19 protein-coding genes and 3 tRNA genes are annotated in these 25,978 nt (G+C 63.3%); 12 read left to right on the forward strand and 10 right to left on the reverse strand.

Annotated elements, in window-relative coordinates; all coding sequences use genetic code 11:
* Window positions 1-54 precede the first annotated feature (54 nt).
* Window positions 55-3,060, reverse strand: a complete 3,006-nt coding sequence (locus ABLE86_RS13285; RefSeq protein ID WP_348779437.1) for a ribonuclease E/G — start codon at window positions 3,058-3,060, stop codon at window positions 55-57.
* A 416-nt stretch (window positions 3,061-3,476) separates the two neighbouring features.
* On the opposite strand from ABLE86_RS13285, the gene ABLE86_RS13290 reads away from it, so the two are divergent.
* The 6 genes from ABLE86_RS13290 (at window position 3,477) to ABLE86_RS13315 (ending at window position 10,231) form a co-directional block, all read left to right on the forward strand.
* Window positions 3,477-3,770, forward strand: coding sequence for a hypothetical protein (locus tag ABLE86_RS13290; RefSeq protein WP_348779639.1), 294 nt, complete (start codon window positions 3,477-3,479; stop codon window positions 3,768-3,770).
* Between the two features lie 8 nt (window positions 3,771-3,778).
* Window positions 3,779-4,936 (forward strand): N-acetylmuramoyl-L-alanine amidase, encoded by a 1,158-nt coding sequence (locus ABLE86_RS13295; protein WP_348779627.1) that lies wholly within the window; start codon window positions 3,779-3,781, stop codon window positions 4,934-4,936.
* Window positions 4,937-5,148: 212 nt separating this feature from the next.
* The gene (locus tag ABLE86_RS13300; RefSeq protein WP_348779438.1) at window positions 5,149-7,605 is read left to right on the forward strand and encodes a penicillin-binding protein 1A; all 2,457 of its coding nucleotides are present in this window, start codon (window positions 5,149-5,151) and stop codon (window positions 7,603-7,605) included.
* 137 nt (window positions 7,606-7,742) lie between these two features.
* Window positions 7,743-8,874, forward strand: a protein-coding gene (gene prfB / locus ABLE86_RS13305) for a peptide chain release factor 2 (protein ID WP_348779439.1) whose coding sequence is annotated in 2 segments (ribosomal slippage) — window positions 7,743-7,808 and window positions 7,810-8,874 — 1,131 coding nt in all. Because the reading frame shifts where the segments join, the coding sequence is not laid out codon by codon here.
* A 180-nt stretch (window positions 8,875-9,054) separates the two neighbouring features.
* A complete protein-coding gene (locus ABLE86_RS13310; RefSeq protein ID WP_348779440.1) occupies window positions 9,055-9,396 on the forward strand; it encodes a hypothetical protein in 342 nt (113 codons plus the stop codon).
* 178 nt (window positions 9,397-9,574) lie between these two features.
* Window positions 9,575-10,231: an OmpA family protein gene (locus ABLE86_RS13315; RefSeq protein ID WP_348779441.1), complete on the forward strand. Its 657-nt coding sequence runs from the start codon at window positions 9,575-9,577 to the stop codon at window positions 10,229-10,231.
* Between the two features lie 118 nt (window positions 10,232-10,349).
* Here the strand turns inward: ABLE86_RS13315 and ABLE86_RS13320 are convergent, their stop codons facing one another.
* The 4 genes from ABLE86_RS13320 to ABLE86_RS13335 form a co-directional block, all read right to left on the reverse strand.
* Window positions 10,350-11,882 (reverse strand): DEAD/DEAH box helicase, encoded by a 1,533-nt coding sequence (locus tag ABLE86_RS13320; RefSeq protein WP_348779442.1) that lies wholly within the window; start codon window positions 11,880-11,882, stop codon window positions 10,350-10,352.
* Window positions 11,883-12,062: 180 nt separating this feature from the next.
* Window positions 12,063-12,839, reverse strand: a complete 777-nt coding sequence (locus ABLE86_RS13325) for an NAD kinase (RefSeq protein ID WP_348779443.1) — start codon at window positions 12,837-12,839, stop codon at window positions 12,063-12,065.
* 98 nt (window positions 12,840-12,937) lie between these two features.
* Window positions 12,938-15,463 (reverse strand): DNA ligase D, encoded by a 2,526-nt coding sequence (gene ligD / locus ABLE86_RS13330; RefSeq protein WP_348779444.1) that lies wholly within the window; start codon window positions 15,461-15,463, stop codon window positions 12,938-12,940.
* Between the two features lie 11 nt (window positions 15,464-15,474).
* A complete protein-coding gene (locus tag ABLE86_RS13335; protein ID WP_348779445.1) occupies window positions 15,475-16,362 on the reverse strand; it encodes a Ku protein in 888 nt (295 codons plus the stop codon).
* A 237-nt stretch (window positions 16,363-16,599) separates the two neighbouring features.
* On the opposite strand from ABLE86_RS13335, the gene ABLE86_RS13340 reads away from it, so the two are divergent.
* Window positions 16,600-16,675, forward strand: a tRNA-Thr gene (locus ABLE86_RS13340).
* Between the two features lie 81 nt (window positions 16,676-16,756).
* On the opposite strand, the gene ABLE86_RS13345 is transcribed toward ABLE86_RS13340, so the two are convergent.
* Complete coding sequence (locus ABLE86_RS13345; protein WP_348779446.1) at window positions 16,757-18,331, reverse strand: winged helix-turn-helix domain-containing protein; 1,575 nt, start codon at window positions 18,329-18,331, stop codon at window positions 16,757-16,759.
* A 485-nt stretch (window positions 18,332-18,816) separates the two neighbouring features.
* On the opposite strand from ABLE86_RS13345, the gene ABLE86_RS13350 reads away from it, so the two are divergent.
* Window positions 18,817-19,542 (forward strand): DUF1194 domain-containing protein, encoded by a 726-nt coding sequence (locus tag ABLE86_RS13350; RefSeq protein WP_348779447.1) that lies wholly within the window; start codon window positions 18,817-18,819, stop codon window positions 19,540-19,542.
* 54 nt (window positions 19,543-19,596) lie between these two features.
* Here the strand turns inward: ABLE86_RS13350 and ABLE86_RS13355 are convergent, their stop codons facing one another.
* The 3 genes from ABLE86_RS13355 to ABLE86_RS13365 form a co-directional block, all read right to left on the reverse strand.
* On the reverse strand, window positions 19,597-20,508 hold the full coding sequence (locus tag ABLE86_RS13355; protein ID WP_348779448.1) for an NAD(P)-dependent oxidoreductase: 912 nt from the start codon (window positions 20,506-20,508) through the stop codon (window positions 19,597-19,599).
* A gap of 164 nt (window positions 20,509-20,672) precedes the next feature.
* Complete coding sequence (locus ABLE86_RS13360; protein ID WP_348779449.1) at window positions 20,673-22,025, reverse strand: MFS transporter; 1,353 nt, start codon at window positions 22,023-22,025, stop codon at window positions 20,673-20,675.
* Between the two features lie 237 nt (window positions 22,026-22,262).
* Complete coding sequence (locus tag ABLE86_RS13365) at window positions 22,263-22,835, reverse strand: transglycosylase SLT domain-containing protein (protein ID WP_348779450.1); 573 nt, start codon at window positions 22,833-22,835, stop codon at window positions 22,263-22,265.
* A gap of 246 nt (window positions 22,836-23,081) precedes the next feature.
* Here ABLE86_RS13365 and ABLE86_RS13370 point away from each other — a divergent pair, with 246 nt between their 5' ends.
* On the forward strand, window positions 23,082-23,249 hold the full coding sequence (locus ABLE86_RS13370) for a hypothetical protein (RefSeq protein WP_348779451.1): 168 nt from the start codon (window positions 23,082-23,084) through the stop codon (window positions 23,247-23,249).
* A gap of 77 nt (window positions 23,250-23,326) precedes the next feature.
* On the opposite strand, the gene rlmB is transcribed toward ABLE86_RS13370, so the two are convergent.
* Complete coding sequence (gene rlmB / locus ABLE86_RS13375; protein WP_348779452.1) at window positions 23,327-24,187, reverse strand: 23S rRNA (guanosine(2251)-2'-O)-methyltransferase RlmB; 861 nt, start codon at window positions 24,185-24,187, stop codon at window positions 23,327-23,329.
* Between the two features lie 198 nt (window positions 24,188-24,385).
* Here rlmB and ABLE86_RS13380 point away from each other — a divergent pair.
* The 3 genes from ABLE86_RS13380 to tuf all read left to right on the forward strand — a co-directional run bounded on the left by ABLE86_RS13380 (window position 24,386) and on the right by tuf (window position 25,956).
* Window positions 24,386-24,470: transfer RNA gene (locus ABLE86_RS13380), tRNA-Tyr, on the forward strand.
* Window positions 24,471-24,499: 29 nt separating this feature from the next.
* A tRNA-Gly gene (locus ABLE86_RS13385) sits at window positions 24,500-24,573 on the forward strand.
* A gap of 207 nt (window positions 24,574-24,780) precedes the next feature.
* Complete coding sequence (gene tuf / locus ABLE86_RS13390) at window positions 24,781-25,956, forward strand: elongation factor Tu (RefSeq protein ID WP_348779453.1); 1,176 nt, start codon at window positions 24,781-24,783, stop codon at window positions 25,954-25,956.
* Window positions 25,957-25,978 lie beyond the last annotated feature (22 nt).

Raw genomic sequence — 25,978 nt, forward strand, 5'->3', positions numbered from 1 at the left:
ACCCCGCGCATTGGGTGCGCGGGGTTTTGTTCGTTCAGCGTCTGAGGTTGGCGCTTAGAAGAAGCTCTTGCGCTGCCACCAGCCGCTCTTCTTCGGCTTGTCTTCTACCTGAGGCTCAGCTGCGACCGGCTCCGGTTCCGGAGCCGCAGGTTGCGGTTCCTCGGCGGCGGGCGCTGCGGGCTCTACCGGAGCTGCATCGACCGTTTCCGGTGCTGCCGGCGCCTCGGGCGCTGTCTCCACAGCCTCGAGGGCAGGGGCAGGAGCCGCTGCCTTGCGGCGCGGGGCCCTCGGCTTCTTCGCGGGCTTTTCTTCCGCCGGCGCAGCGGCAGCTTCAGCTTCCGCTTCGCTGGTGGCTGCAACCTCTTCGGCCGCGGCCTTCTTCGAACGCGTGGTGCGGCGGGTGGTCCTCTTCGGCTTTTCGGCCGGCGCTTCCTCGGCTGCCGCCTCTTCAGCCTGCGCGCCTTCGGCCACAACCTCTGCCGCAACCGGCTCGGCCGCAAGGACGGTTTCCACGACAGGGGCTTCGGCGTCGGCTGCCTCTTCGACGGCTGCTTCCGTCTCCTCGGCGCGCGCTTCTTCGGCTTCCTCGCCTTCGCCTGAACCCGCCTCGTGCGTCAGTTCGGCCTCGCCTTCCTCCCTGCGGTTGCGCCGGCCGCCACGCTTGCCGCGGCGGCGCTTCTTGCGCTCGGCTTCTCCGGCTTCGGCGGCCTCATCGGCAGACACAGCCTCGGTCGTCTCGGCGGTCGCTTCCTCAGCCTCCTCGTCGGCCGCTTCCTCGGAAACGCTCGCGGCTTCCGCCGGGGCGGCATGCTCGCGGTCTTTGCCGCCGCGCCGGCGGCGACGCTTGCGGCGCTTGCGGTCGCGGTGCTCGCCTTCTTCGGCCTTCTCGGCCTGGACAGGCTGTTCCTCGGCGACTTCGGCCTCTTCGGCCTCCATCTCCTCTTCCTCGATCTCCTCATCCTCGATGTAGACCGGGGCAGGCAGAACGTGCTGCGGAACCACAGGCTTCTCCACGACCGCGCCGCGCGAGATCGCATAGTGCTGCGAGCCGACCGAGTCGTCGGGCTCAAGCGAGATGGTCAGGCCGAAGCGCTGCTCCAGCTCAACCAGCGTGCTGCGCTTGTGGTTCAGCACATAGATGGCCGTGGCGCTCGGCGTGCGCACCGTGATGTGGTGGCGCGAATCCTTGAGCAGGAAGTCCTCGATCGCCCGCACTACCAGAAGCGCGACTGACGAATCGGAGCGCACATGGCCCGTGCCGCCGCAGTGGGGGCACGGCTTCATGGTCGATTCCAGAACGCTGGCCCGGATGCGCTGGCGCGACATTTCCATGAGGCCGAAATGCGAGATACGGCCGACCTGGATGCGGGCGCGGTCGTTCTTCAGGCATTCCTTGAGCTTCTTCTCCACGGCGCGGTTGTTGCGGCTCTCCTCCATGTCGATGAAGTCGATGACGATCAGGCCGGCCAGGTCGCGCAGGCGAAGCTGGCGGGCAACCTCTTCGGCCGCCTCCAGGTTCGTCTGGAGCGCGGTGTCCTCGATGGAGTGCTCCTTGGTGGAGCGCCCGGAGTTGACGTCTATCGCAACCAGCGCCTCGGTCTGGTTGATGATGATGTAGCCGCCCGATTTCAGCGTCACCTGCGGCTGCAGCATGCGGTCGAGCTGGGCCTCGATACCGCTGCGCGCGAGGATAGGCGTCACGTCGCGGTAGGGCTGGACCACCTTGGCGTGGCTGGGCATCAGCATCCGCATGAAGTCCTTGGCCTCGCGGTAGCCTTCCTCGCCGGCAACCAGGATCTCGTCGATGTCCTTGTTATAGAGGTCGCGCACCGAGCGCTTTATCAGGCTGCCTTCCTCATAGACGAGGGCAGGGGCCACCGACTGCAGCGTCAGGCTGCGGACGTTCTCCCACATCCGCATCAGATATTCGTAGTCGCGCTTGATCTCGGCCTTGGTGCGGCTTTCGCCAGCGGTGCGCAGGATCACGCCCATGCCCTGCGGCACTTCGAGTTCCTGCATGATTTCCTTAAGGCGCTTGCGGTCCTGTGCGCTGGTGATCTTGCGCGAAATGCCGCCGCCACGCGCGGTGTTGGGCATCAGCACCGAATAGCGACCGGCCAGCGACAGATAAGTCGTCAGCGCAGCACCCTTGTTGCCGCGCTCTTCCTTGACCACCTGCACCAGCAGGATCTGGCGACGCTTGATGACTTCCTGGATCTTGTAGTGGCGACGCACCGGCTTGCGGCGGTTGCGCATTTCCTCGATCGCGTCCTCGGCGCCGACAACCTCGATGCCGTGGTCGTCGTCGTGCGAACTGGCAACCTCCTCGATCGCGCCGCGATGCTCGTCCTCGGATGAGCCTTCCTCGTTCTCCGAAGCCTCGGCTGCGGATTCGGTAGTCGCCTCGACCGGCTCGGAAACCACGTCGGCGTCCACGGCCGCCGCGATGGACGACGGGCCCGTTTCGTCGGATGCCTCGGAAGCGTTCTCGCCTTCCGCGGACTCCGTGTGGCCAGATTCGTCCTCGGCGGAAATTTCCGCATGCGGTTCGCGGCCTTCGCCTTCGGAGACTTCATCTCCTTCAGCGGCGGCGTGCTCCTCATGCTCTTCGCTCGCCGAAGCCGTCGCGTCTTCTTCCGAACCCTCGGCGTTCAGGCGATGTTCGTCGCCGTTGCGGCCACGGTTGCGGCCGCCGCGCCGCCGCTTGCGGTTGCGGCCGCGTTCATGGCGTTCGTCGCCATCGCCGTTTCCGTCGTCGTCCTCATCCTCGTGCTCTTCGGCTTCGGCGCGCAAAAGCGCCTGCCGGTCGGCGACCGGGATCTGGTAATAGTCTGGATGAATTTCACTGAAGGCGAGAAAACCGTGCCGGTTTCCGCCATATTCGACAAAGGCCGCCTGAAGGGAAGGTTCTACGCGCGTTACGCGAGCGAGGTAGATATTTCCTTTAAGCTGCTTCTTGTCCTGGGATTCAAAATCAAATTCTTCGATACGGTTACCGCGAACGACGACAACCCGTGTCTCCTCCGGGTGGGAGGCATCTATCAACATCTTGTTGGGCATTATCTTGTTTCCTGCCGGCCGCCATCAACCGTGTCATCGGCAGCGAAATGCGCTGCCGCCTGCCGGGGGAGAGAAGCGTGTCGGACAATTGAAAGTCCGCCGGGCGATACCACAGCGCGATGGGCAAGCCGCCCGCAGCCGGATTGGCGCGGTACTGTGCGGGTCTACCCAAGATTGCGCTTAAAGCCATCGGTGACCTTGCGAACAACTTTGAACCAAAGCCCGGAAGACCCGGACCAGCTTTTTGCTCGTACAGAGCCAGCGCGGAACCTCGGTTCCGGCCGTTTTCCTCACGCCAAGGAATCCCCGCTCTGCGGAAACACCTTTGCGAAATCCGTCGCGACCATCTCATGCCCTTGAATCGCCGCCGCGATTGGAGCTGTTTTCGTCGCTTGACCGAATATGGAAACTGCGCCGTGACAGTTCCAGGCATTGCGATGATCCAGTGTCGCTTTTATGATTTGCCGGCCCTCAACGCAACCCCGATTTCTGGTTGTAGCAAAAGCGCTTGCGTCGATCGGGCCGGGGGCGACGCACGAAAAGGCTTGGTTAACCTTATCGCTATACCTCTTGTTAATCAGTATTCGGGCCTTTTCTGCGCCGCGATTACCTGTGCAACAGTCGGGGACAAGGTGCTTCATCCGTGGAAAAGAGACTTGCTGACATTGGCTGCAGGATCGTTTCCATCGGCCTTCTTCTCGTTTTTTTGATAGGCGGCCTGACGGCCCCGGCTTTCGATGCCAGCGCCGGTGCACCCGTCGAGGTAAGTGGTTACCGAATGGCGGGCGATGCAACGCGCATGCGCATCGTCATGGATTTCGACCGCGAGGTTGCGCCCCGGTGGCTCATGCTGCGTGGCCCCCACCGACTCATGATCGACGTGCCGGATGCCGGCTTCAGGTTCGATGCGAAGGATCTGGAGGCGCGCGGGCTGATTTCCGGCGTGCGTTATGGCCAGCAGGGCGACGGAAGTGGGCGCCTCATCCTGACCGCCAAGGGGCCGTTCACCGTCGACAAGGTCGACGTCCTGCCCAATGAGGACGCAAGCGGCTACCGCATGGCGGTGGAGGTAAGCGCGGCTTCCGAACGCCAGTTCGAAGAGGCGCTCGCAGAGCAGGCGCAGACGACGGCTTCCACCACGACGCCCAAGACCGACCGTCTCGTCCAGGAACCGCCCTCCGACAGGCGCTTCACAGTGGTCATAGATCCCGGCCATGGCGGCATCGATGGCGGCGCGGAAGGGCTGAACGGCACGGTCGAAAAGGAAATCACGCTCGCCTTCGCGCAGGAATTGAAGGCGAAGCTCGGCGAAAGCGGCCAATACGATGTCCGCATGACGCGTGAAAAGGACGAGTTTCTTCGCCTCGACGAACGCGTGCGGATCGCTCGTTCGCATGATGCTGACCTGTTCATTTCGATTCACGCCGACACGATCCGCCTGAAAGGGATACGGGGCGCGACAGTCTACACGCTTTCCGAAAAAGCCTCCGACGCCGAGGCCCAGGCGCTCGCCGACCGCGAAAACCTGTCCGACCAGCTCGCCGGCATCGAGATCGAGACCGAAAAGCAGGAAGTCGCCGACATTCTCATCGAGCTGATCCGGCGCGAGACGCACGGCTTCTCGCTTAAATTCGCCCATTCGCTCGTATCCGAGCTGTCCAGCACGGTGGGCCTCATCAACAATCCGCACCGCTCGGCGGGCTTTCGGGTGCTCAGGGCGCCCGATGTTCCGTCCGTACTGGTCGAGCTCGGCTATCTTTCCAACCCGCAGGATGAAGAGCTGCTGCGCGATCCCGACTGGCGCAACAAGGCCGCCGACAGCATTGCCCGTGCCGTGGCCGCGTTCGCTGCGGCAAAGATGGCGGCTGGTGGGTAGCCTCTCGAGGGCCGGGTTCGCTTTCCAGCCGTTGCTCGCGCACAACACCTTGCCAATTAATGTGACTTGTTGGACACTGTTTTGCTGGCTTGCCCCATTTTACCCACATCGGCACGACATTGCTTTCTGATTGACGGGTAGGGAAGGTTCCAGCGTCTTGCGATAGGCGCCGTTTTTGCAGAGGAATTCCCGAACCACTGACTGGAGCGGGCATGATTCGTCTCATCGGCTATTTCTTCGGTATAGGCACTATGCTGGCGCTGCTCATGGCGGCGGGCGTGGCGCTTTATCTCAGTCACATGACGAAGGATCTGCCCGACTACGAGGTTCTGGCGAGATACGAGCCGCCGGTCACGACCAGGATTCACGCCTCCGACGGCGCGCTGATGGGCGAGTTCGCGCGCGAGCGACGGCTTTTCTTGCCCATCCAGGCGATCCCCGACCGCGTCAAGGCCGCCTTCCTCTCGGCCGAGGACAAGAACTTCTACAACCATCCGGGCATCGACGTCGTCGGTCTCGGCCGCGCGATCATCACCAACTTCCAGAATCTCGGTTCCGGCCGCCGCCAGGTCGGCGCGTCCACCATCACCCAGCAGGTCGCCAAGAATTTCCTGCTGACCTCCGACCAGACCTATGAGCGCAAGGTCAAGGAGATGGTCCTGGCCTTCCGCATCGAGCAGGCCTATTCGAAGGATCGTATTCTCGAACTCTATATGAACGAGATTTTCTTCGGCATGGGTGCCTATGGCATCGGCGGTGCCGCGCTCACCTATTTCAACAAGGCGGTAGGCGAACTGACGGTGTCGGAGGCGGCTTATCTGGCCTCGCTTCCGAAGGGCCCGTCCAACTATCACCCGTTCCGCCACACCGATCGTGCGATCGAGAGGCGCAACTGGGTCATCGACCAGATGGTCGAGAATGGCTATGTCCCGCGCGACGAAGGCGACAAGGCCAAGGCCGAGCCGCTCGGCGTCACGCCGCGTCGCTCCGGCACGTACGTTTTCGCCGGCGAATACTTCACCGAAGAGGTGCGCCGCGAAATCATCGCGCGCTACGGAGAGAACGCTCTCTATGAGGGTGGTCTTTCGGTGCGGACCACGCTCGACCCGCGAATGCAGCGCCTGGCGCGCTCGGCGATGCAACATGGCCTGATGAAATTCGACCGACTGCGCGGCTATCGCGGCCCGATCACCCACATCGACGTCTCCGGCGACTGGGGTGTGAAGCTCGGCGAGGTCAAGGGTCTCGACGACGTTCCCGAGTGGCAAGTGGCCGTCGTGCTGGGCAGTTCGGCTTCGGGGCTGACCATCGGCCTGCAGCCAGAGCGTCAGGCCTCCGGCGCGCTGGTGGCCGAGCGCAAGAAGGGCACCATTTCCAAGGAAGACATGAGCTTCGCAATGCGCCACATGGCGAATGGCAAGCGCGTGAAGGCCAATTCCCCCGCCGACGTGCTCAAGCCGGGCGACGTGATCTTCGTGGAAAAGAACAAGGATTCCGAGAGCGCCTATTCCCTGCGCCAGCCTCCCGAAGTGGCAGGCGGCCTTGTCGCCATGGACCCGCACACCGGACGTGTCCTGGCCATGGTAGGCGGCTTCTCCTTCTCCCAGTCCGAGTTCAACCGCGCCACCCAGGCGATGCGCCAGCCGGGCTCCTCCTTCAAGCCGATCGTCTATGCGGCTGCGCTCGACAATGGCTACACGCCGGCATCCGTCATCATGGACGGCCCGATCACCATCCACATCGGCAACACCAGCTGGTCGCCGAAGAACTATGACGGCAAGGGTGCCGGCCCCTCGACGCTGCGCGCCGGCATCGAACGCTCCCGCAACCTGATGACCGTCCGCCTGGCCAACGACATGGGCATGCAGCTCGTGGCCGAATATGCCGAACGCTTCGGTGTCTACGACAGGATGCCTCCGCACATTTCCATGTCGCTCGGTTCCGGCGAAACCACGGTCATGCGCATGGTTTCAGCCTATTCGGTGATGGCCAATGGCGGCCGGCAGATCAAGCCGTCGCTCATCGACCGCATCCAGGACCGTTACGGCAAGACGGTTTTCAAGCACGACGAAAGGGGCTGCGAAGGCTGCCTGGCGACCGAGTGGGACAATCAGGCCGAGCCGGAGCTGGTCGACAACTCCGAGCAGGTCCTCGATCCGATGACCGCCTACCAGATCACCTCGATGATGGAGGGCGTGGTCATTCGCGGCACGGCCACCACCCTCAGGGAGCTCGGACGGCCGCTGGCCGGCAAGACCGGCACCACGAACGACGAGAAAGACGCCTGGTTCATCGGCTACACGCATAACCTCGTCGTGGGTCTCTATCTGGGCTACGACAAGCCGCAATCGCTGGGCAAGGGTGCGACCGGCGGCGGTCTAGCCGCGCCGATCTTCAAGGAGTTCATGGCCGAGGCGCTGAAGGGCGTGCCCGCGGTGGACTTCAAGGTGCCGGAAGGCATGAAGATGGTGGCGATCAACCGCAAGACCGGCATGCAGGCCATTCAGGGCGAGCCGGACACGATCATGGAAGCCTTCAAGCCGGGCACTGGTCCCGCCGACAGCTACTGGGTGATCGGCATGGGCGACGACGGCTCCAACGGATCGGGCGAGGCACTGTCGCCAAGGGCCAGCGAGGCAATCATACAGGGCGGCGGCGGTCTCTACTGACCCACGGAATTTGATCATGGGCCGGCGAACAAGCCGGCCCATTTTCCTTTACAGGTGCAGTACGCCTGCCTATGGTCCGCGCCAAATCGAACCCCTATCTAAAACCCAATCATCCCTGAGAGGACTGGACACCTGCCATGCGCGCAGAAACCGAAAAGCTGGTCGACGAAATCAAGCAGGCCATAAGCCTGCTGAGGAGGCATCTTTGACTGGGATCAGGCTTTAAAACGGCTTGAATACCTGAACATGCGTTCCGAGGACTCGAGCCTCTGGGACGACCCGCAGGAAGCGCAGAAGCTGATGCGCGAACGCCAGAGCCTGGACGATGCGATCAACGCGGTCACCGGGCTTGCCCGGGCGCTGGACGACAATATCGGCCTGATAGAGCTCGGAGAGGAAGAGGGCGACGAGGGCATCGTCGGCGAGGCCGAGGCGGCGATCCGCTCGCTCTCGGGCGAAGCGAGGGCGCGCCAGATCGAATCCATGCTCTCGGGCGAGGCTGATTCCAACGACACCTATATCGAAGTTCACGCCGGCGCGGGCGGCACCGAAAGCCAGGACTGGGCTTCGATGCTGTTGCGCATGTACACGCGCTGGGCGGAGCGTCGCCGCTTCAAGGTCGAGGTGCTGGAAATGCATGACGGCGAAGAGGCTGGCATCAAGTCGGCCACGTTGCTGATCAAGGGCCACAACGCCTATGGCTGGCTGAAGACGGAATCGGGCGTCCATCGCCTGGTCCGCATCTCGCCCTACGACAGCAATGCCCGCCGCCACACTTCGTTCGCCAGCGTCTGGGTCTATCCGGTCATTGACGACTCCATCGAGATCGATGTGTCCGAATCCGACGTGCGCATCGATACCTATCGTGCCTCGGGCGCAGGCGGCCAGCACGTCAACACCACCGACTCGGCGGTGCGCATCACGCATATCGCCACCGGTATCGTCGTGGCCTGCCAGCAGGAGCGTTCGCAGCACAAGAACCGCGCCACCGCGTGGAACATGCTGAGGGCGCGTCTCTACGAGGAAGAGCTGAAGAAGCGCGAGGAGGCGGCCAACGCCACCGCCGCGTCCAAGACCGACATCGGCTGGGGTCACCAGATCCGTTCCTACGTCTTGCAGCCCTACCAGTTGGTCAAGGACCTCCGCACCGGCGTGGAAAGCTCCAGCCCGCAGGACGTGCTGGACGGCGACCTGGACGAGTTCATGGAAGCCTCGCTCTCGCACCGCATCGAGGGCGGTTCGGGCCAGTCCGTCGCAGACATCGACTGACCTCGTCCAAGATTTTCCAATGAAATCTCACAAGCCGCCCCGCAAAGCCGGGGCGGCTTTTTTGGTGGGCTTCGAAGCCGCTATTTCTTGTCGGAGCGTATTTGGAACTATCGCGGGCGATGCTTCGTTATTTGGCTCGGGCGAGGTTGTTTCATCCAGGGGGACCTTGGAGAGCAAGTCATGGTCCGCTCGGCATATTCGCGCCGGTACGCCGGCTGCGTAAGCGTCATCGCCTCGCTGTTTTTCCTCACTTCCCCTACTTCGCTAGGCTACGCCCATCAGGCCAAGTCAGGATGGAACTATCCCACGGCCTGTTGTTCGGGGATCGATTGCCGCGAAGTGCCAGCAAAAGCCGTCAGCGAAGGGCCTCAGGGCTATGTCATAGTGGGCACGGGCGAGGTGCTGCCCTACAAGGATGCCCGCGTGCGCAACTCGCCTGACGGCGAGTACCACTGGTGCTCCATAGGCGGCGCCAGCAACACCAAGACGGTGTGCTTGTTCGTGCCGCCGCGGTCTTACTGAGAGAGCGGCCGGCCGGTTCGCCTTCATCCGGACAAATTTTGCGTCCGCTCTGGGATTGAAATCCGCAGCGGGCGCTTTGTCGTTCCGCTTTTCGCCGCAATTTGTGCTACAAGGGCCGTCGAAGGGGCTTTTGGGCGCCGTTTTGGCGCGGGATGAAGTTGAAGAGGGACGATCCGTAATGAATAAAAAGCTTGTCGCTGTGCTCGCGGGCACGGCTTTTCTTGGCGCGTGCACGACCGACCCTTACACCGGCGAGCAGAAGGTTTCGAACACGGCAGGTGGTGCCGCCATCGGTGCCGGCCTCGGTGCTCTGGCCGGGATGGCCGTCGGCGGCAGCAAGGTGGCGCAGCGCAACGCCGTGCTGATCGGCGCCGGCATCGGTGCGCTGACCGGCGGCGCCATCGGCGCAACCATGGACCGCAACGAAGCCGAACTGCGCGCCCAACTCCAGGGCACAGGCGTCAGTGTCACGCGCGCGGGCAACCAGATCATCCTCAACATGCCGTCCGATATCACCTTCGGCGTCGACCAGGACGATATCAAGCCGAGCTTCTACCAGACGCTGAACTCGGTGGGGCTGGTGCTCAAGAAGTACAACCAGACGGTCGTGGACGTGTTCGGCCATACCGATTCCACCGGCGGCGACCAGCACAATTTCGACCTTTCGCAGCGGCGCGCGCTGTCGGTTGCCAACTATCTGAGCGCCCAGGGCGTCGACTCGCGCCGTTTCGCCGTCACCGGCTTCGGCAAGACCCGCCCGATCGCTTCCAACGCCACCGCAGAGGGCCGCGCGGAAAACCGTCGCGTCGAAATCCAGCTTTCGCCGCTCACCTGATCGGCGGCCAAGGCCAACAACAAAAAAAGCCCGTCGCGGTTGCGGCGGGCTTTTTTTTGTTGCGTCCTCGATATTGGGGCAGGGCGGTTGCGCCTCTGTTTGCCCGGCGAAAGCCGAATCAGACTTTCGTGCTTATAAGCATGAAGGCAGGGATGTCGTCGCCGAAGCCGAGGACCTTCTCGTCGTCTTCCTTGTGGTGACGCGACCGGTGGTCGTCGTGCCTGTGGTGGCGGGCGCCATTGCCCTCGTGCCGGGCCTTGCGCTCGGCGTTCTCTGCCTTGATGGCGTCACGACGGCTTTGGCCCTCGGTCTGGTCGGCGCTGGCGGGTTCGGCTTCGGCAGGCGCGCTCGTGGTGTCTTCCTCGGCAGGCTTCGCCTGTCGGTGGCCACGCTTGCGCTCGCGCTCGCCTTCGTCCTTTCGGCCGCGTCCGCGCTGTGCGCCGCGCCCGCGGCGCGGGGCCTCCTCGCTCTCGACTGCCGGAAGCGTTGAAAGATCTCCGTCATGCCATTCGATCGGCTGGCCGATCAGCGTCTCGATTGCGTTGAGATTCTTGACGTCGCCCTTGGTGACGATCGTGAAAGACTTGCCCAACCGGCCCGCGCGACCGGTGCGGCCGATGCGGTGCACATAGTCCTCGGCATGAATCGGCACGTCGAAATTGAACACGTGGCTGACGTCGGGAATGTCCAGTCCGCGCGCGGCGACGTCGGAGGCCACCAGCAGCTTAAGCTTGCCCTCGCGGAAGTTGGCCAGCATCGTCATGCGCGCGCGCTGGTCCATGTCGCCATGCAGGGCGCCGGCGTCGAATTCGTGCTTGATCAGCGAGCGGAACAGTTCGGAGACTTCCACCTTGCGGTTGCAGAAGATGATCGCGTTCTTCAGTTCTGCATCTTCGGCGCGGATCAGGTCGCGCAGCACGGCGCGCTTGTCCCAAGGCTTGCTGCCCGACTTGACCAGGCGCTGGGTGATGGTGCCCGAGGTGCTGGAAGCCTTCGCCACTTCGACCCGCACCGGCGCATGCAGGAACTGCTCGGTCAGCTTGGTGATCTCCGGCGGCATCGTTGCCGAGAAGAACAGGGTCTGGCGCGTGAAAGGGATGAGCTTGCAGATGCGCTCGATGTCGGGGATGAAGCCCATGTCGAGCATGCGGTCGGCCTCGTCGATGACGAGGATCTCGACCGCCGAAAGCAGGAGCTTGCCGCGCTCGAAGTGGTCGAGCAGGCGGCCCGGGGTCGCGATCAGCACGTCGGCGCCGCGCTCCAGCTTCTTTTCCTGCTCGTCGAAGGAAACGCCGCCGATCAGCAGCGCCCGGTTGAGCCGGTGGTTCTTGCCGTATTTTTCGAAGTTCTCCTCGACCTGTGCCGCGAGTTCACGCGTCGGTTCGAGGATGAGCGTGCGCGGCATGCGCGCTCGGGCGCGGCCCTTTTCCAGCTGTGTCAGCATCGGCAACACGAAGGATGCCGTCTTGCCTGTGCCTGTCTGGGCGATGCCCAACACGTCCTTGCCTTGCAGGGCGTGCGGAATTGCGCCCGCCTGGATCGGCGTGGGCACGGTGTAGCCGGCGTCGGTAACGGCCGAAAGAACCTTCGGCGAAAGGCCGAGGTCTGCGAATGTCAGCGCGTCTTGAGCGATCTTGGTGTCTGAGGACAAGTGTTTTGGCTGTCTTTGGCTGCTTGAAGGGCGCGCCCGAAGGACGCGGCAAACGCCTCGCGCTTGCAAATATTTCATGGCGTTACGGGCAGTAACGCCGTTTGTCAACACAAGCAGGCAGAAAATGCCGCGTTTGTGCCTGTTAATACTTAACGTTTTGGGCTGTTGATGGCAATGGCGTCAGTAGCGGAATTGTTCGGTCAGGATGCGTTCATCCCAGGAATGCCCGGCATCGAACAGCAGTGTGGCCGTGTGGCGGCGCGATTGGCTGACCGTGACCGTGAGCACGGATTTGGCCTCGGTATGGTCCGCCGCCACGTTCACTGGCCGCTTATCGGCTTCCAGAACGTCGAAACGGACGACAGCGCGCTCGGGAAGCAGCGCACCGCGCCAGCGCCGCGGCCTGAATGGGCTCACGGGGGTCAACGCCAGCAAGGGGGCGTCGAGGGGCAGAATAGGACCGTGCGCGGAAAGATTATAGGCGGTAGAGCCCGCAGGCGTGGCCACCATCACGCCGTCGCAGCTCAGTTCCTCCAGGCGCACCTTGCCGTCGATCGTGATGCGGATCTTGGCGGTCTGATAGGACTGCCGCCAAAGCGCAACCTCGTTGATGGCAAGCGCGTGGAGGACCGAACCGTCGGCCAGCGCCGTCTCCATCTCCAGGGGACGTATCGTTTCGGCCACCGCCGCCTGCAGCCGCTCGCGCAGGTCGTTCTCGCGGAACTCGTTCATCAGGAAGCCGACGGTGCCGCGATTGATGCCGTAGACCTGCTTGCCGGTGCTCATCGTCTCGCGCAGTGTCTGCAGCAGGAAGCCGTCACCACCGATGGCAACGATCACGTCGGCGTCCTCGATCGGAGTGCTGCCGTAGGTAGCCTGCAGACGCGCGGCCGCTTCTTCGGCCTCGGGGAAGCCGGAAGAGACGAAGGCGAATTTCTCGCGCGCTTTGCGTGTCATAGGCAGTGCCCTGTTCCTCGCCTGAAAACCATGGCGTGCGAGGTAGCATGCCCTATTGCTCCTGCAAAGTGATGCGAAGCGCTGGAAGCGGAGCGCGCTCAGCCCTTGAGCGCGCGGCGCAGCTTGTCGAAGTCGGCCCAGGGGTCGGCGCCCTTGAGCGCCTGCGCGAGCGCCTTGTCGCCGACTGCAAATTCGGTGGGACTGATCCCGTCTTCCACCTTGTCCCACGTAATCGGAACCGAGACAGTGGCATTGGGTGTCGCGCGCGTCGAAAAGGGCGCGACCGTGGTCGCACCGCGCGTATTGCGCAGATAGTCGATGAAAATCCGCCGCTTGCGGGCCGACTTGGCCAGCGTGGCCGTGTAGCGCTTCGGGTCGGACTGCTCCATCGCCTTGGCGAAATCGTGGGCGAAGGTTTTTACCGCGGTCCAGTCGGCTTTCGGCTTCAACGGCACAACTATGTGGAAGCCCTTGCCGCCCGAGGTCTTAACCAGGCGGGGCAGCCCGATCTCGTCGAGACGGTTGCCGATATCCAGCGTCGCGGCTCGAAGCTCGCCGGCATCCAGGCCCTCATCCGGATCAAGATCGAAGACCATCTCGTCCGGCGTCTCCAGCGCATCGATCGTCGAGCCCCAGATGTGGATTTCCACCACTCCCAATTGAACGAGCGCCGCCAAGCCATTGAAGTCATTTATGTACAGGATCTCTTCGCCATCGGTTGGGTCGCGTGTGCGCAAGATCGCCTCGTCCATGCCCGCCGAGCTGTGTTTCTGGAAGAAGCGCTGGCCGCCGCCGATGCCGTCGGGTGCGCGCAGCAGAGCCAGCGGGCGGTTGACCACGAAACGTTCCATGCGCGGCCACACCAATTCGTAGTGGTCGAGAAGGTCCTTCTTCGTCACCCCGGCGTCCGGCCACAGCAGCTTGTCGGAACTTGAAAGTCGCACCTTGCCTGTCCCCTCCTTTTCGGGAGCCGCCGCTTTGCGGCTGCTTCGGTTGCCTGCGCTCTTGCTCGCGTTTTCAGAGGCGCCGTCCGGCTTCTCGGCCACCACCTGCTCGGCCGGCTTGTCCTCGCGCAGCCCCAGGAAGGAGGCATGGCGAATGCTGCCACTCGCTGTCCATGACCCGAACTCGACCTCCGCAACCAATTGCGGCTTGACCCACACCACGCCCTTTTCCTTTGCGGCCGCACCGGAGATGGGTGGTTTCGGCGTCTTCAGGCGGTTGAGCCTTGCCAGCAGATCGTCGGCAGTGCTGGCGCTGAATCCCGTACCGACACGCCCCGCCGGCTTGATCTCGCCGTTTTCGTTGTAGCCGACTAACAGGGAGCGCAGGGCGCGCCCGGTCTTGTCAGAGGGCAGGTAGCCGAGGATCACGAATTCCTGTCTTTTCGTGCACTTCACCTTCACCCATTCTCCGCCGCGGCCGCTGCGGTAGGGAGCGTCGGCGCGCTTGGAAACCACGCCCTCCAGCCCCATTCGGCAGGCATGCCTGAACACCGCCGGCCCCGGTTCCAGGAAATGCTCGCTGAAACGCAGAACGCCCTTGCCGTGAGCGCCGATCAGCGCCTTCAGCCTCTCCTTGCGCTCGACAAGCGGCTCGGCTCGCAGGTCCTCGCCGTCAAGGAACAGAAGATCGAACACGTAGTAGACCAGCCGGTCGCTGCGCCCTTCGGACAAATCGGCCTGCAGGGCGGAGAAGGAAGAGACGCCCTCGTCGGAAAGCACCACGATCTCGCCGTCGACGATCGCGTTCTCGCACTCAAGTGCCGCAAGCGCAGTGGGAATTTCCCGGCCAAAGCGCTCGGTCCAGTCCAGGCCGGCGCGGGTGAGCAGTCTGGTCCGGCCGCCGGAGACATGCGCCTGCATGCGATAGCCGTCGAACTTCAATTCGTGGACCCATCCGGCGCCAGCGGGCGCCTCGGTCTTCAATTTCGCAAGGCAGGGTTCGATGAAGCCGGGCAGCTTGGCTACTTTGGCCGCCCGGCGGCGGGCAGGCTTCGCCTCCTGCGCTGCCGGAGCGTTCTTGGCAGGCGCGGAGTGCCAGACGGCGGGGTTGCGTTCGCCGACCTGCTCAACCGTCAGCCCGGATTTCACCGATTCCGGCGCCTCCTCGAGAATGTCTTCGCCCGGGCGGGCGAATATGTCGTCGGATTTGATCAGAAGCCAGTTGTCGCGCTTCTCACCGGGGCGGGGCTTCAGCCGCACCAGGTGCCAGGCACCATTGAGCTTGTTGCCCTTCAGCTGAAATTGCAGATGTCCCTTCTTCATGCCGGCGTCCGGGTCCCCTTCGGGCATCCAGGTGCCTTCGTCCCAGACGATGACCGAGCCGCCGCCATATTCGCCTTTGGGAATGGTGCCTTCGAAAGACGCGTAATCGAGCGGGTGGTCCTCCACATGCACGGCCAGCCGCTTCTCGGAAGGGTCGAGGCTGGGTCCGCGGGTAACGGCCCAGCTCCACAGCACGCCGTCGTGTTCAAGGCGGAAGTCGTAGTGCAGGCGCGTGGCGGCATGCTTCTGCACGACGAAGATGCCAGCGCCCTTCGGTCGCGTGCGTCGCACCCGCCCGGTCGGCTCGGTCGTTTTGCGGAAGTCGCGTTTGGCCTGATACTGCTGGAGGGGCGCCACGGGCCGGTTCCTCAGGCCGACTTACGTTTGCCGGAACTGCCGCCTTCGGCGCGCTTCTTTGCGGCGGCCTTGCCACCAGACTTGCCGGTGGCTGCCTCGGGGGCCGGCTCTTCGCCGCCGCCTTCCGCGGCCAGGCTCTTGCGCAGCGCATCGAACAGGTTCACCACGTTGGACGGTGCAGGTGCTGCCTTCACCACCGGCGGCTTGCGCCCGGCCTGTTTTGCGCGGATCAGTTCGAGCAAGGCGTTCTCGTAGTGATCCTCGAATTTCTCCGGATCAAACCTGGTTTTCTTCTTTTCGATGATGTGGGTGGCAAGGTCCAGCATCTCCTTGTCCATCTTCACGTCTTCGATATCTTCAAAGACGGCTGCCGGCTTCCGCACGGTGCTTTCATATCGCAGCGTGGTCAGCAACATTCCCTTGCCCAGAGGCTCGATCACCACCGGGCGCTCGCGCCGGTAGAGAACGATGCGGGCCAGGCCCGCCATCTTCTTCGCCTGCAGCGCGTCGCGGATAACCGCAAACGCCTCAAGCGACACCTTGTCGGCCGGCACCACATAATATGGCGTATCGAGGTAGATTTGCTCGATTTCGGATTTGTCGACGAACCCGTCGAGGTTCATCGTGTGGGAGGATTCGATTTGAAGTGCATCGATCTCGTCCTCTTCGATCAGCAGGTACTCATCCTTGTCCACCTCGTAGCCCTTCACCTCGTTCTTGTCCTCCAAGGGCTTGCCGGTAACCGCATCGACATACTGCCGCTTCACCGTATTGCCAGTGGCGCGGTTGATGACGCGGAAGGACACCTTTTCCGCGTGTGTCGTGGCGCTGGAAAGCTCCACCGCGCAGGTGACAAGCGACAGTTTGAGATAGCCCTTCCAGATGGGGCGCGGCGCCATCAGCCCACCTCCACCGGGGTCGGCAACGCGACGCGAGACAGATTTTTCACGGCGGCCAACGACTGAATCATGGCGGGTGCCTTCACCCATTTGGCAGATGCGGTTGCCCGCTCAACGCCGCGGGCGCGCCATGGTTCCTGTCGTCGGGTTTCTGAACCGCCGGTAATCCACGCATGTTCGCGCCCGACGCGGAGTTTTGTCTTTACTGGGCCGGCAGATGTGATAACCGGGAGGCGTGCCCTTGTAGCTCAGTTGGTAGAGCACCTGATTTGTAATCAGGGGGTCGCGGGTTCGAGTCCTGCCGGGGGCACCAGCAATTCCAATTGGTTGCGTATTTTCGCCCCGGGGCTCACAGCCGCCGCTGCGTGAAGCCACTCGCTGCCGCGCGCTCTTCTCAGTCGCCGGAGGTGGGCCAGCCGAGCGTCCTTGCGACCTCGCGGGGAACGACGCCCGTTCCGAAACGACGGGCCATATGCGTGGCAACCCCAAGCATGACGTTGCGCCGGTGCTTTCGCTCCTGAAAATGTCGGGCCGACAGGTTGTAGAGGTACTCCACGCTCCGGCGGGCCTGCACCTCGCCGAAATTGTCGAGCACCTGCTCCAGGTCGGGCGAAAGCCATTCAAGATGGGGCGGGGCGACATAGAAGCCGATCTGAATGCGCACCAGCGGCCGCATGGCGTAGAGCTCGGTGCAGACCCGGTCCAGGGCCGGCCGGTCGTCGGCGGCAAGCAATGCGGTGCACTTCAATATCATGAGGTAGAGGTGGAACTCGCTATCCCGCTCCGACAGCTCGATGCCCTTGTCGAACAGTGACACCGCCTCGTCGATCGACCCGCGAAACATGCGGATCTGCCCCAGTGTGGCAAATGCCGCGGCGAAGGCGGTGCTTCGGGCGAAGGCGTCGTTGGCCAGGCTTTCCGCAAGTTCCAGATGTCCGCGGCCTATGAACATCAGCAGCTTTGCGATGCTGAGCACCAGAAGAGGGTTGTTCTGCACCTTGGGCAGGTTGTCAAAGGCCAGTTCCTCTATCTCGTCCTCGATGGGCTTCCAGGCTTCGGACGACAGCTTTTCGCGCGCCTCCATGGATTGCAGCACCAGCTTGGCATAAAGGGTCAGAGCCCACATGATGGCCAGCTGCGGGTCGTCCGGGCGCTCCGCCCGCGCCTCGATGAGCTGCGCCTCGTTCTCGCGCCAGCTTTCCGTCGAGCGCGACAGGATCAAGGCTGCGTCGTGGATGCGCAAATGCAATGGCGTGTCGACCGGCGTGGGGCCCGCGCCATCCGGCAGCGCCAGATGCGCCCAGATCGCCTGCCTGGCTTGCTTGGCGACCCGATTTGCGACCTGTGAGGTGTCTGCCTCCCCTACGCAAGCCCGAATGGTGCAGATCACCTGCCGCGTGGGCGCATGCCGCAGCACAAGGGCGGCATGCAAGCTGTCGCCGTCGAAATGGAAGCTGGCATCCATGTTGTATTCGACCTTGGCGCCGTAGGTCTCGCGGTTCCAGTCGGGCGCCGAAACGACCGGCCGATCAGCGCCCATCGACCTTTGAAGCGCGCTTGTCACGGCAGCGAGCGTGCGCGTCCCGGCCGGCGCCGCCGCGACGTCCAGCCCATAGACGGGCCCTACTACAAGAAAAGCCTCCCCCGGCGTTTCGGCGACAGGTTCCGCGATCCAGACATATCCCTCGCCATACTGGGTTGCGATGAAGCGCGGCTTGCGGGCGTTGTCGCCGAGCCTGTTGCGGAGACGATTGACGAGAAAGTCGATGTTCCGCTCGCTCATCTCAGCGCCATCCCTGCTCAGCATGTCGATGAGCCAGCCACGGCTCAGCAGCTTTCCGGGTTGCCCCGCAAGATTGAGCAGCAAGGCCCGTTCGAGCCTGGTGAACCGCAGTTCCGTTCCATCGTCGCGCCGTGCGCTGAGCATGTCCGCATCGAATGTCAGCTCGTTAAAGCGGGTCGAGCGCAAATGCACCTCCAGCCAAAGGTGAGAAAGAAGAAAAGCCGGGCGAAACGATCTTTGCTTTCCCGCGTCAATGCCCCCCGGGGAGCGGCCGCTGTCGAATACTAACCGGTTCAAATACTCGTGCAACAGTTGCCTGCTAGCGTCTCCTTAGATCTGCATAGAGGCAAGCTTCGGAGGAGAAGTGCATGCTGCGAAAATGGCTTAGCGCCACTTCCGAAGTGCTCCATGACGTCATCAGGTTGTTGATGTTGACGAGGCCGAGCCAAGGCGGGGGCCGTACTTCCGACAACCGATCGGATCTCGATTTCGACGGGCGATGAGCCTGATGGGGCATCCCGCCCCAGCGGAGTGTTCCTGCCATGCGACAGTTGGATGTGTTTTTCCGTCGGCTCTCGAATGATTGGCGTGACCGTGCAGTGCGGCGGCCGTCCTGGCTCTGGCAGTGGAGCATCCAGTGTGCCGCGCGCGCCGCGGCAATGGCGCTTCCGTTGGCTGCTTTGCTTTCCACCCAAGTGGCGGCGGCCGAAGAAGCGGTCGACACGGCGATCATTTTCGCGGTCGATCAGTCGGCCTCTATCGACCGCGACATTGCCCGGTTACAACTCAGCGGCCATGTCGAAGCCCTGCGATCGCCCGAGGTCGCCAGGGCGATAGCGAGCGGACCTATCGGCTGCATCGCCATCTCCTACATAGAATGGTCGAGCGCCGGAAGGCTGGAGACGGTTCTTCCGTGGACCAGGGTGTGCAGCGCCGCCGACGCCGCCAGCGCGGCCGATCTCATCCAGAAGCAGGGCAATGATGGTCTTGAACAAAGAGGCCGGGGCAGGACCTCGATTTCATACGCCATAGATGTCGCCGGCCTGCTGCTTGGCTCGTATCCCGGGCAGGCGGCGCGAAAGGTCATCGACATCTCGACCAACGGCACCAACAATGACGGATTGCCCGTAAGCGAAAGCCGCGCCATGGCGCTCGAGCTAGGCCACATCGTCAATGGAATCGCCGTGTCCCTGACCGAGCCGGGCGTGACCGATGACCTGCCGGGCTATCTGGAGCATAACGTCATCGCCGGCGCCGGCTCCTTCGTCGTGGCGCCAAGCAGGCCCGAAGACTATGCGATGGCAATCCGACGCAAGCTTGTCCTCGAGATCAGCGATGGGCGAGAGCCTGCTGGGGTCCTTCACGCCAGCTGCGAGCTTCCGCGCACCATTCGTTAGGAGCGCCCAGAACGCAACGTTGTAGGGCAGGCGCCATTCTCTGGGTTGCCGGCTCTAACCGGGGCCGCTGCGCAGCCTTCCCGCAAACGGCTCGATGCCCGCATCCGCTGCCGCCATGCTGCCGATCGCTGCCCAGTCCAGCGAGGATCCGCCATTCGCAATCAGCCGGATGAAACGATCCCTCAGCAGGCTGCCGATCGGCAGCGGAACGCCAAGGTTTTCGGCAGCCATCAGCGCCAGGCGAATGTCCTTCTGGCCGAGCGGCGCGGCGAACCCGGCGGGGTGGAACCGCTCTTCGGCGATAAGCGTGCCATAGGTGTTGTAGATGGGCGCGTTGAAGAGTGTGGAGGTCAGAATCTCCAGGTACTGCCGACGGTTGAGGCCGGCCTTGGCGACCAGCGCCATCGCCTCGCCCAGAGACTCGATCACGCAGGCGATCAGGAAATTGCCGCTGAGCTTGACCAGATTGGCATCCTTCGGCGCCTGCGAGATGACGAAAAGCTTCAGGCTGATCGCTTCCAGGAAAGGCCGCGCGCGGTCGATCGCCTCGTCCGTTCCGCCCGCTACCACCGAAAGTTGCCCGGCAGCGGCGACTTCGGGGCGGCCGAACACCGGTGCCGAGACGAAGAGCTGGCCGCGCCTTGCATGCGCCTCCGCCAGACGTTCAGCCAGCGCCACGCTGATGGTGCTGGAGGAAATGTGAACGGCGCCGCCGGCCAGGCTTTCGACGATACCGTCCTTGCCCAGCGCGATGCTCGTGACGGCTTCATCATCCGTCAGCATGGTGAACACCGCGTCGCCATGGAAGGCTTCGCTGGGCTTGGCCGCCACCGAAGCTCCCTTGCCGGCCAGCGGCTTGGTCTTCTCCGGGTTGCGGTTGTAGACGGTGACGGTATGGCCGGCCTTCAGCAAGTTTGCAGCCATGCCGGAGCCCATCTGCCCGATGCCGATGAAGCCAACTTTCATGGGACGCCTCCTCAAAAGAGATATGGCGCAGCTCTGGTCTTCGACAATCCGGGGCAGGGCGGGAAACAATCCCGGGCGCTCGTCAGCGCGGGAGTATGTGCGATGTTCATCAGGGCGGGCCGGCGGCAGTGTGCGCCGGCCCGCCCTGGCTTCGATGACGCCGGTCAGGCGTCGATGTCAACGTCCTTGGTTTCCTTGCCGAGCAGAAGCGCGATCAGGGTCAGCACGGCCATGGCCGAAAGATACACGCCCACCCAGAACGGACTGCCGCCGCCGGCGCTCCACAGCGCCACCGCGATGAAGGGAGCGATCGCCGCGCCCAGAATCGAGGAGACGTTGTAGGAGATGCCGGAGCCGGTGTAGCGCACATTGGCCGGAAACAGTTCCGGGAGCAGCGCCCCCATCGGCCCGAAGGTCATGCCCATCAGCGTGAAGCCGATGATGAGCCAGGCCATGACGCCGGCATTGCCACCTTCGAGCATAGGCACCCAGACAAGACCGAACGCGAAGATGGCGAGCGTGACCCAGATCAGCGTCTTGCGCCGGCCCCAGCGGTCGGCCCAGGGGCCGGAGACCATGGTGAAGATGCCGAAAAACACCACGCCCACGATCATCATCAGCACGAAGGTGCTGTAATCGTAGCCGAGACCGGGCAACGGGGCGCTGGTGGCGGCGCGGCCGTAGCTCAGCGAGAAGGTGGTCATCAGGTAGAACAGCACATAGGTGGCCAGCATGTAGAAGGTGCCCAGAACGAGTTCCTTCCAGTGCGATTTGAAGGCGGCCACGAGCGGCACTTTCTGCACCTGGCCGGTCTTGACGGTGTTTTCGAAGGCAGTGCTCTCCACCAGGTTCAGCCGCACCCAGAGCCCCACCGCGACCATGACGATCGAGAACAGGAACGGTATGCGCCAGCCCCATTCAAGGAAGGCTGTGGACGGCCGCGACGGGTCCTCGGAGGGCAGGGCGGCGGCGATGATCAGGAACAGGCCGTTGGCGATGACGAAGCCGATCGGCGCGCCGAGTTGGGGAAACGTGCCGTAGATTGCCCGCTTGCCGGCGGGCGCATTCTCGGTCGCCACCAGTGCCGCACCGCTCCATTCGCCGCCAAGCGCAAATCCCTGCGCCAGCCGCAGCAGCACCAGCAGTGCCGGTGCGAACCAGCCAACGGTGGCATAGGTCGGCAACAGGCCGATCAGGAAGGTCGCGATGCCCATGGTCAGCAGGGCACCCACCAGCGTGATCTTGCGCCCGCGCTTGTCGCCCAGATGGCCGAAGAAAATCGCGCCAAGCGGCCGCGCGACCATTGCGGCGCCGAACACTGCAAAGGACGCAAGCAGCGCGGTCGTCTCGTTGCCCTTGGGAAAGAAAAGGTAGGGAAACACCAGCACGGCGGCGGTGGCATAGACGTAGAAATCGTAGAATTCGATGGTGGTGCCGATGAGGCTCGCCAGGATCACGCGGGAGCGTGAATTGGCGGGCACAGCGCTCGACGCCGTCACTGTCGTGGTCGAAGACATGTAAAATGTCGCTCCATGCGATCAAAGCGGCGTTGGCTCGAGCAGGAAGGTGTCGTGCCGGCAAACTTCGATCAAGATTGCTGAAGGGCGAGGTTCCGCCTTGGCGGATGATGCGTCACCCCTAGAGCCTTGCGACCGGACATTTCAAGAAATTTCATTGCGCAACATGTCGCATTCGGGAAACGCAGTGTCCTCGAAACGAAGACACGGTGTCCGGATCGTGCGCGGGCGGCCCCCTCAGCGGCCGCAGGAGCGCAGCTGCGCGGCGTATTTGGTTGCCATGGTGGTCGCGCGGCGGGCGCCCTGCTGCGCAGTGGCATTTGCGGTGCCCCGCGCGTAGCCGGAATGCCCCATGTAGTAGGCCAGATAGAGGTTGTAGGCGTCGTCGCGCCCTATGCCGTTCACGCGGCTGCTGGTGCCGTGATACCAGCCGACGAAGTGGATGGCGTCGGCAAAATTCGTTCGGCTTGCGTAGGGGCGCCCGGTCTCGGCCCGGTAGCGCGACCATGTCCCGTCCAGCGCCTGCGAATAGCCATAGGCCGTCGAGGCGCGCGTCCAGGGAATGAAGCCGAGCAGTTTCTTGCGGGGCGGCCGAGCGTAGGGGTTGAAGCCGGACTCGGCGTAGATTGTGGCCATGAGGATAGGCACAGGCACGCCGAACTCGCGCTCAGTCTTCCTTGCCGCGCCATGCCAGCTGTTGAACCAGCCATCTCGTTGATCGAACACCGCACACACGTCGTTGATACGCGACGGAGCGGTTGCGCAGCTCCCGAGCGCCAGGAGCGCGACAAGAAACAGGACGCGCTTCATTGAACCTCGCTTTCCGTCCTGTCGTAAGTCGGAAGAAATTAAGTAAAATTTAAAGGAGCGAATTTCGGCCCGCCGTCCGTCGCAAATCTCTCCTGCAGGCGCGGGTTTTCCACAGCGGGGCGGTTGCTGGCGGTTTTGAGCGATCGGGGATCACCGTTCGCACGATGGGGGTCCGTCCGATCTTAAAACCGGCCCTCATGTCCCCATATTACTTCCGAGAACCCTGGTTCCACGGGGAGGTGACGGATGATCCGGATTGTCCTTGTCGCTCTGGTCGTAGTTGTGGCTTGGTCCGCTCTGGCCAAGCTTGTTCAGGCTCTGAAGACGGCGAACATCGATTGGACCGGAGTGACGGCCGCGATCGCCTTCATCGTGCTCGCCTTCTGGCTTCGCCACATCACCGGAATGGGTTGAGCGTGCCGATCAATATCGGGTGCCGGCGGCGCCAGGGAGGCAGCAGAATCAAGGTCCTGATTCTCGCGCTCTTAAAACTAGCTCGGCTTCACGCCGGCCAGGTGCTTCCGCGCGGCATAGAGGCTGATCGCCGCCGCGTTCGACACGTTGAGCGAGTGAATCACGCCCGGCATGTCGAGCCGGGCCAGCTTGTGCACCGTCTCGCGCGTCTTGTGGCGCAGGCCTTTTCCTTCGGCGCCGAGCACGAGCGCGATTCGCTCGCCGGAAAATGTCTTTTCCAGCTCCGCCGGGCCCTCCGAATCAAGCCCGATCGTCTGGAAGCCCGATTCGTGCAGTTCGCCGAGCGCTTCGGCGAGATTGCGCACCTCGATGAGGTCGATGTGCTCCAGCGCGCCAGAGGCGGATTTGGCGAGCACGCCCGATTCCTGCGCGCTGTGGCGCGAGGTGGTGATCAGGGCGCCAGCGCCGAAAGCCACGGCCGAACGGATGATCGCGCCGACATTATGCGGGTCCGTGACCTGGTCGAGCACCAGCACCAGCGCCGTGTCTCCCAGTGCGGACAAGGCTTTGGGTTCCAAGGGGGCCGCCTCGATCATCACGCCCTGGTGCACGGCGTCGCTGCCGGTGATCTTGTCGATGTCGCGCGGCTCGACGATTTCCACGGGAAAGGGCAGGGACCTGGCGCCGATCTCCAGCCGCTCCAGCGCGTTGCGGGTCACCAGCATACGGCGAATCTCGCGGCGCGGATTGTCCAGCGCTGCGCGCACCGTGTGCAGGCCATAGAGGCGCAGCAGGCCCTCGGCCGCCGCTTCGCCGGGCGGGATATTGGCTCGCGGGCGATGAGCCGGCTTTCCACCGCTCTTCTGGTCGCGATAGGCGCGCCGAAGCTTGGCGTAGTGCGTATCCTTGGGCGTTCCGGGCTTTTTTTCGTTGCTCATGAGCGCTCTATAGCTGGGGTGTGAGCCTTTGGATATGCCAACGGCGAAAGCTGTGTGATAAATTATCGAAATTGCCGATGGCGCGGTTGACAGTGTCTGACCTTGTCGCCATAAGCGCATCGCAGATTGACGAGCGGGACTTTTCCCGGTTCAGAAATCGGTCGAATGCCTCGTTGCATGGCTCCGGCAAAGCAGTACGGAGGAGTGCCCGAGTGGTTAAAGGGGACGGACTGTAAATCCGTTGACTCAGTCTACGTTGGTTCGAATCCAACCTCCTCCACCACTGCCGGCCTGGAGCCACGAAGGGAAGTTGCGGGTATAGCTCAATGGTAGAGCAGCAGCCTTCCAAGCTGAATACGCGGGTTCGATTCCCGCTACCCGCTCCAAAGGCTCCGCTCACGGAACCGGTTGCAGGCAGCATCTTATAATGCCGGCGGAATTGTCCTATTCTCTGCTCCATCTGCGGCGCCGATGCGGTGTCCTGGGTGGGCTGGCACCGTTTGGGCAAAAGACTCTTGTGTTTTTTGGCCATTGTCGCTAATCGCCCCGCATTCGAACCTCAACTGAAGCCCTGCCGCCAAGGAAAGTAAGCAATGGCTAAGAGTAAATTTGAGCGCAACAAGCCGCATGTGAACATTGGCACGATTGGTCACGTTGACCATGGCAAGACGTCGCTGACGGCTGCGATCACGAAGTTTTTCGGCGATTTCCGGGCCTATGACCAGATCGACGCCGCTCCGGAGGAGAAGGCGCGCGGCATCACCATCTCGACCTCGCACGTCGAGTACGAGACCGAGAACCGCCACTACGCCCACGTCGACTGCCCCGGCCACGCCGACTACGTGAAGAACATGATCACCGGTGCCGCGCAGATGGACGGCGCCATCCTGGTCGTGTCGGCCGCCGACGGCCCGATGCCGCAGACCCGCGAGCACATCCTGCTCGCCCGCCAGGTCGGCGTTCCGTCGATCGTGGTGTTCCTGAACAAGTGCGACCAGGTCGACGACCCGGAACTGCTCGAGCTGGTCGAGCTGGAAGTGCGCGAGCTGCTGTCGAAGAACGAGTTCCCCGGCGACGACATTCCGATCATCAAGGGCTCGGCGCTGGCCGCTCTGGAAGATTCGGACAAGAAGCTCGGTGAAGAGGCCATCCGCGCCCTGATGGCGGCGGTTGACGCCTATGTTCCGACGCCGGAGCGCCCGATCGACCAGCCGTTCCTGATGCCGATCGAAGACGTGTTCTCGATCTCGGGCCGCGGCACCGTGGTGACCGGTCGCGTCGAGCGCGGCATCGTCAAGGTCGGCGAGGAACTCGAGATCGTCGGCATCCGCCCGACCGCCAAGACGACCTGCACCGGCGTCGAGATGTTCCGCAAGCTGCTCGACCAGGGCCAGGCTGGCGACAACATCGGCGCGCTGCTGCGCGGCGTCGGCCGCGAGGACGTGGAGCGCGGCCAGGTGCTGTGCAAGCCGGGCTCGGTGAAGCCGCACAAGAAGTTCAAGGCCGAGGCCTACATCCTGACCAAGGAAGAGGGTGGTCGCCACACGCCGTTCTTCACCAACTACCGTCCGCAGTTCTACTTCCGCACGACGGACGTGACCGGCATCGTGCATCTGGCCGAGGGCACCGAGATGGTGATGCCTGGCGACAACGTGACGGTGGACGTGGAACTGATCGTGCCGATCGCCATGGAAGAGAAGCTGCGCTTCGCCATCCGCGAAGGCGGCCGCACCGTCGGCGCCGGCGTCGTGGTCTCGATCACGGAATGAGTTGCAGGAAACTGCTTGCAGG

This window comes from Mesorhizobium sp. KR2-14, from assembly GCF_040049255.1.
Classification (GTDB): domain Bacteria; phylum Pseudomonadota; class Alphaproteobacteria; order Rhizobiales; family Rhizobiaceae; genus Pseudaminobacter.

Excerpts from the sequence above, each read along its gene's own strand:
- ABLE86_RS13285 (WP_348779437.1), bottom strand. The coding sequence starts at position 3,060 with ATGCCCAACAAGATGTTGATAGATGCCTCCCACCCGGAGGAGACACGG.
- ABLE86_RS13300 (WP_348779438.1), top strand. The coding sequence starts at position 5,149 with ATGATTCGTCTCATCGGCTATTTCTTCGGTATAGGCACTATGCTGGCG.
- ABLE86_RS13310 (WP_348779440.1), top strand. The coding sequence starts at position 9,055 with ATGGTCCGCTCGGCATATTCGCGCCGGTACGCCGGCTGCGTAAGCGTC.
- ABLE86_RS13315 (WP_348779441.1), top strand. The coding sequence starts at position 9,575 with ATGAATAAAAAGCTTGTCGCTGTGCTCGCGGGCACGGCTTTTCTTGGC.
- ABLE86_RS13325 (WP_348779443.1), bottom strand. The coding sequence starts at position 12,839 with ATGACACGCAAAGCGCGCGAGAAATTCGCCTTCGTCTCTTCCGGCTTC.
- ABLE86_RS13335 (WP_348779445.1), bottom strand. The coding sequence starts at position 16,362 with ATGGCGCCGCGCCCCATCTGGAAGGGCTATCTCAAACTGTCGCTTGTC.
- ABLE86_RS13355 (WP_348779448.1), bottom strand. The coding sequence starts at position 20,508 with ATGAAAGTTGGCTTCATCGGCATCGGGCAGATGGGCTCCGGCATGGCT.
- ABLE86_RS13360 (WP_348779449.1), bottom strand. The coding sequence starts at position 22,025 with ATGTCTTCGACCACGACAGTGACGGCGTCGAGCGCTGTGCCCGCCAAT.
- ABLE86_RS13365 (WP_348779450.1), bottom strand. The coding sequence starts at position 22,835 with ATGAAGCGCGTCCTGTTTCTTGTCGCGCTCCTGGCGCTCGGGAGCTGC.
- ABLE86_RS13370 (WP_348779451.1), top strand. The coding sequence starts at position 23,082 with ATGATCCGGATTGTCCTTGTCGCTCTGGTCGTAGTTGTGGCTTGGTCC.
- rlmB (WP_348779452.1), bottom strand. The coding sequence starts at position 24,187 with ATGAGCAACGAAAAAAAGCCCGGAACGCCCAAGGATACGCACTACGCC.
- tuf (WP_348779453.1), top strand. The coding sequence starts at position 24,781 with ATGGCTAAGAGTAAATTTGAGCGCAACAAGCCGCATGTGAACATTGGC.